Below are 689 nucleotides of genomic sequence, written 5' to 3'. Positions count from 1 at the left end.
ACGACGGCCTCGTACGGCGGTCCGTCATAGATGTCGAAGTGATCGATATCCGGATAGATCCGAAGCTCGCCCTCGGGTGCTCGCAGTGCGGCGTCGATCGCCGGCCCGGGCAGGGCAACCCTGTCGTTCGCGGCCACGGTGACCAGCCATGGGCAATGCAGCGTGGCTGCCTGCCGGCTCGGGCGATACGGGTCACCCGTCAGCCACCCCATCGATACTCGGTTGCGCCAGCGTGACTGGTCGGCATTGGCCACGACTCGCCGCCAGCCGGCCTCGGCGCCCGGCGCGTTGATGATCGCCGGCTCATGCGGCTGCCCGAGTGCGGGCAGATGGCCGCCTTCAGCAGCCACCGCCTGCATCTGCTCCCGAAGCTGCGCAGAGTGCGGCGCCTGGCTCATGTCCAGGAAAGGAATCTGGCTGATGGCGGCGGCTACCAGCGGATCCTCTGCGGCGGCGGCAAGCGCGTTGCCCCCTCCCATGGAGGATCCGAACGTCGCCACACGATCGGCGTCGATGTCGGGCAGCGACCGAGCGAACGCAATGGCGGCGCGCCAGTCCTCCAGAAGCCGCACCGGATCAAACAGGTCCGGCTCACCTGCGCTCTCCCCGAAACCGCGATGATCGAACAGAAGCACCGCGATACCCGAGGCTGCGAACCGGTCCGCGAACTGCGGCAGTCCGTCGCGCCG

Annotated in this window: 1 protein-coding gene; it reads right to left on the bottom strand. The window is 68.5% G+C overall.

What is annotated here, in order from left to right:
- Positions 1 to 689, bottom strand: a 689-nt coding sequence (locus tag ABEA81_RS42380; RefSeq protein ID WP_345613724.1) for an alpha/beta hydrolase, incomplete at both ends; no start/stop codon positions are given.

The organism is Pseudonocardia adelaidensis, from assembly GCF_039543345.1.
Taxonomy (GTDB): domain Bacteria; phylum Actinomycetota; class Actinomycetes; order Mycobacteriales; family Pseudonocardiaceae; genus Pseudonocardia; species Pseudonocardia adelaidensis.
The sequence above is the reverse complement of the archived record's forward strand: the minus strand, read 5'-3'. Positions and strand labels throughout refer to the sequence as shown.